Source organism: Nostoc sp. UHCC 0251, from assembly GCF_034932245.1.
In the GTDB taxonomy this organism is placed as follows: Bacteria; Cyanobacteriota; Cyanobacteriia; order Cyanobacteriales; family Nostocaceae; genus Nostoc.
Genome location: NZ_JAYGHD010000195.1, coordinates 1 through 5,167 on the forward strand (window position 1 = coordinate 1; position 5,167 = coordinate 5,167).

Annotated in this window: 2 protein-coding genes and 1 pseudogene; 2 read left to right on the forward strand and 1 reads right to left on the reverse strand. The window is 43.6% G+C overall.

Going from position 1 to position 5,167, the window contains the following annotated elements:
- Positions 1–51: 51 nt before the first annotated feature.
- Positions 52–747 (reverse strand): annotated as a pseudogene (locus VB740_RS17050) (sigma-70 family RNA polymerase sigma factor); the annotation flags it as partial.
- A gap of 370 nt (positions 748–1,117) precedes the next feature.
- Between VB740_RS17050 and VB740_RS17055 the strand changes: the two are divergent.
- Together VB740_RS17055 and VB740_RS17060 are read left to right on the forward strand one after the other, a co-directional pair.
- Positions 1,118–1,567, forward strand: coding sequence for a hypothetical protein (locus VB740_RS17055; RefSeq protein WP_323201152.1), 450 nt, complete (start codon positions 1,118–1,120; stop codon positions 1,565–1,567).
- Positions 1,568–1,713: 146 nt separating this feature from the next.
- A partial coding sequence (locus VB740_RS17060) for a strawberry notch-like NTP hydrolase domain-containing protein (RefSeq protein ID WP_323201153.1) occupies positions 1,714–5,167 on the forward strand: 3,454 nt, incomplete at its 3' end.

The following is a 5,167-nucleotide window of genomic DNA, read 5'->3' on the forward strand; positions in this document are numbered from 1 at the left end:
TCAGTATTTATATATCTTAACATACCGGACTTTTTTGATGCCTATCTACTTATCCATCGGTAAAATATCGGCTAGTTCAGTTTCACGCTCATCCCCAACTCGCATTTCTAGCGAGACTGGAGCGCGGGAAACGTGAAGATATTCCCGTATTTGATTAGGCAATAGATTTAAAGATTCGGCAATTTCTGCTACAACTGGAGGACGACCCAAAGATTGAGATAGTTGCTGCTGTACTTTCCTGATTTTGTTTAATTTCTCGTTGATATGGATTGGCAGACGGATAGTGCGAGACTTTTCTCCAATCGCCCGTGTAATTGACTGCTTAATCCACCAGTAAACGTAGGTTGATAGTTTATAGCCTCGGTTGGGATCAAATTTTTCGATCCCCTTTTGTAAACCTAGTGCCCCTTCCTGGATCAAATCTAAGAATTCCAAATTGTGATTCTGGTATTTTTTCGCAACAGAAACTACCAGACGTAGGTTAGCTGTCACCATTTTCTCTTTAGCTTTTTGACCTTGTTGAATGATTGACTGTACTTCAGCTTCGCTTTGCCCAAGCGAGGTAGCTAATTCTCTTGCAGTTGGTTGTCGATTTAGTTGAAATGCGAGGCTTGAGCGTTGTTCTTCAATCGCCATCATCTGCTGCACAAGCCTAGCATTTGTAATTTCTTGCTCAGGAGTTAGCAGAGGGTAGCGTCCGATTTCTTTGAGGTAGGAGCGAACTAAATCGGTAGATGGACTGGGCATACTTTCAATTAATTGTGACGACTACTTTTCTTTTTCGTTTGAAAAAAATGTTTTATCTCAAGAATTAGCTTACAAATCAAATCTTAACCATAGACTTAAGCCAATATTTATTTTTGTCAAATAAGGTTATAAACATAATACTTGAAATCTTTAAATAGGTAAATACTAAAAACTGCTTTAGTTTATAACTAAGCTTTAAAGCAGTGGAGAAATTTGGCTGAGTTAAATCAGAGAGATGCTACGCTAAATTTAGAGTGAAGTCCTCTCTTCAAGAGAGGATATGTTCAAATTCGCTTCATATTTGAACAAGGCTTAAAAACGCTTTGCGTAAATCAGTTGAAAATTACAAATACTTAGTTGAGAAATAATCATGGGTACGCAATCTCTACTCACTTTCACAATCATAGTCATCTTTTGGGCATTTGTTACTCTCGTTATATTCCAGTTCGTTAACGGACTATTTGTATCGACTACTTACGCTAGTAATGTGGTTCCGGTTAGCAATCTAAATTTAGCTGCTTCTACAATTCCATCAGTATCAGAAATAATCACACCACAACAAGTTCAGACTTTTGAAAAATTGCCAGATCCTTGGATGTTAGAGGATGAAGTTATTCATTGTACAAGTAACAAAGCAGTTATTCTCTCATTCCCTACATTGAGATTGCTGCCTCCAGTTAAAGAACTTTCACCACAACCAAAACGTACTACTCGTTCCAATAAAGCTAACAATGCTGCCAACAAGTTACCAAAAACTAAAAAGGCTGATGTAAATTATTCAGGCAAGCGCAAGCCAGGCAGACCGCGTAAAGCTGGCTAATTCGCTTTTTAAGCCTCGGCTGATCACCTAAGAATAAATGTCGGAAGGCTCAGAAGTTCAAATGAGGCAAGTAATTGCCTCATTTATTAATAAGAGAAAGGCTTCGCCATAGCAAGAGTGAAAAAAATAATATTGTGAGTGATGCAATGGTACAGCAACTTTTCACTCAAGGTTCTTTATTCGATTTGCAAACAGTAATCGATTATGGGCAGTCAGTTATTAATGTTGCCCAAGAGCTTGCAAAAGTTTTAATAGATAATCGCCCTCTCTCTACGAAAACTGTTTCTTCCCAGATGAATCGCTATTTTCTAGGCAGTGCTGCGTCCGGTGCGTGGCAGTGGAAAGATGCTTACGAAGCTGTGGAAGTGGCGCAAATATTATATCTGCGTCAAAAAGGTTATAAGCTTTTATTAGAGTCGCCGCTAACAGTATTATTGGAATTGGAGAAGTTAGTAGCCCTCTGCCCGACGCATACTCGCCGTAGTGAAGAGTCAGTAAACCTTCAGCAATTCTCCACCCCTCTGCCGCTTGCTTATCTGGTAGCAAAATCAGGATTTATACAAGCTGATGATTTGATTTTAGAGCCAAGTGCCGGAACTGGTTTGTTGGCACAAATGGCTAAACTGCACAGTGCAAGTCTGATGCTCAACGAGCTTGCACCCGATAGAACGAAGATTCTGCGGCGATTATTCCCTGGTACACCATTATTCTCAGTAAACGCGGAACAAATTAACGACTATCTGGTTGGCAAGACTCAGCCCTCAGTTGTGCTGATGAATCCACCTTTCTCTGCATCTCCTAAAATCAACAGTCGCAACCCCGACGCAACTAAGAGCCACATCAACTCGGCATTGCAAAGACTGGCTGACGGTGGACGACTGGTAACAATCACAGCCAATTGGTTCTCACCTAATAATCACACTTGGCGCGAGACTTTTGTTAGGTGGCACTCGGAAGCACGAGTTTTAATGTCAGTCGGGGTTAACGGCAAGGTTTACTCAAAACATGGGACAACTATCGACACTCGGATTACAGTGATCGACAAAGTTCCGGCTGACTCCAGCGAAATCCCTTGTATTACTGAAACTTTGGATCTGCCTGAAATACTGGCATTAATTGAGCAGTTGCCACAGAGGTCTTCGTGGGAACGCTCAGAAAAAATCAAAGCTGCTGTGAAGGCAATTGTTGTTCAATTACCAAAACGTACTACAGTTGCACAACCAGAAACAGTCTCCTCTCTTCCAGACGATATAGTAGTGCTGGAATATGAGGTTATCGAGTGGACGGCTAGTGAGGGTTTGAAAGATACTCTATACGAAACCTATCGTCCACAGCGAATCCGAATCAAGGATGCTTTACCTCATCCCTCGCTGCTTTGTGAGAGTGCAGCCCTAGCACTTGTCTCGCCCCCTGCTCCCACTTACAAACCGCATCTTCCTAGCAAGATTATCACACAAGGCTTGTTGTCAGAGGCACAGCTTGAGAGCGTTATTTACGCAGGTCAGGCGCACTGTGAATTTCTGTCTGGGTTTTATATTGTTGATGACTCATGGGATAACGTGACTGTTGCGGCTCAGGGCGAAGAAAATGCGGTAAAATTTCGTCGTGGCTGGTTCTTAGGCGATGGGACGGGTGCTGGTAAGGGTAGACAATGTGCAGGAATCATCCTCGACAACTGGTGTCAGAAACGAAGAAAAGCAATTTGGGTATCAAAGAGTGCTGCTCTTATTGAGGACGCACGTAGAGATTGGTGTGCTTTAGGAGGTAGTGAAAAAGATATTATCGACCTGGGCAACATCAAACTTGGCGATCCAATTCCCTTCACCCAAGGTATTCTCTTCTGCACGTACTCAACTCTACGTTCTCAAAAGAACGGCAAAAGTCGGCTCAAGCAAATTGTTGAATGGGCAGGTAAGGACTTTGAGGGAGCGATCGCCTTTGACGAGTGCCATGCAATGGGCAACGCGATGGCGCAGGAAGGTAAACTCGGTATGGTTGCAGCATCCCAGCAAGGCATTGTTGGGCTGCGGTTGCAAAACGCATTACCGCAGGCACGGGTTATCTACGTTTCTGCTACTGGAGCGACGAAGGTTTCCAACCTATCTTATGCAAATCGTCTGGGGCTTTGGCAGACGGGCGACTTTCCGTTTACCTCCCGTGAGGATTTTGTGGAATCCATTGAGGGCGGTGGTATCGCTGCGATGGAAGTGGTCGCTAGAGATTTGAAAGCGCTCGGTCTGTATTTGGCGCGATCGCTTTCTTTCGATGGTGTGGAGTATGAGATGTTAGAAATCGAACTCACTCCTACTCAAGAACGTATCTATGACAGTTATGCAGACGCTTTTCAAATTATCCATAATAACTTGTATAAAGCTTTAGAAGCCTGCAACATCACTGGTGCGAAAACATACAATCGTGCTGCTAAAATGTCTGCCATGTCTCAGTTTGAATCGCATAAGCAAAGATTCTTCAATCATTTATTAACTAGCATGAAATGCCCACAGTTAATTAAAGCAATTGAGAATGATTTAGCCCAAGGCAATGCTGTTGTAATTCAAATAGTTTCCACCAATGAAGAATTACTCAAACGCCGACTCAATGAAGTTGCACCCGAAGAATGGCAGGATTTGAACCTTGATTTAACACCACGAGAGTATGTTCTTGACTACTTAGTAAGTGCCTTTCCCGTACATCTGCATGAGATTCACTCTGGCGTTGATGGAGACGAACGCTCCGAACCAGCCTTTGATGCCGATGGTTCACCGATTGTTTCATCTGAAGCTGTGGCTTTGAGAGATGCCTTAGTAGACAAACTCGCCAGCCTTGATCCAATTCCTGGTGCATTAGAACAACTGCTGTGGCATTTCGGTAACAAGCAAGTAGCTGAAGTCACAGGTCGTAGCAAACGAGTATTGAAAGACGAAGCCGGACGCTTGTTTGTGGATTCACGGGGTAGTGGTGCCAATATTGCTGAGACTAACGCATTCATGGCGGGAGATAAGCAAATACTCATCTTCAGCGATGCAGGTGGTACAGGCAGAAGTTATCATGCTGACTTAAATGCTGTAAATCGTAGAAGGCGATCGCACTATTTACTCGAAGCTGGTTGGCGTGCTGACAACGCAATTCAAGGCGTTGGGCGCACTCACCGTACCAACCAAGCTTCTGCACCAGTCTTCCGTCCTGTGACTACTAACGTGCGCGGTGAACGCCGATTCATCAGCACCATTGCTAGACGGCTGGACAGCTTGGGCGCACTCACCCGTGGTCAGAGGCAAACTGGCGGTAACGGTATGTTTGATGCCAAAGACAATCTAGAATCGAACTATGCTGAATATGCTTTATACGAGTTGTTTAAGCAGATTTTTCAAGGTCGATTTTATGAAGTTCCTCTGGGGAAGTTTGAACAGATGACAGGACTCTCGCTCACTTCCACTGAAGGTGGAATGAAGATAGACCTCCCACCCTTGCGACAGTTCCTCAATCGCCTGCTGGCTTTGACAATCGGGATGCAAAATACGATTTTCGAGCGTTTCGAGTTGCTATTAAGTCAACAAATCGAGACTGCGAAGGCAAATGGTGTGTTTGAAGTTGGAGTAG

Coding starts and splice junctions, on each gene's coding strand:
- VB740_RS17055 (WP_323201152.1), top strand. CDS start 1,118: ATGGGTACGCAATCTCTACTCACTTTCACAATCATAGTCATCTTTTGG.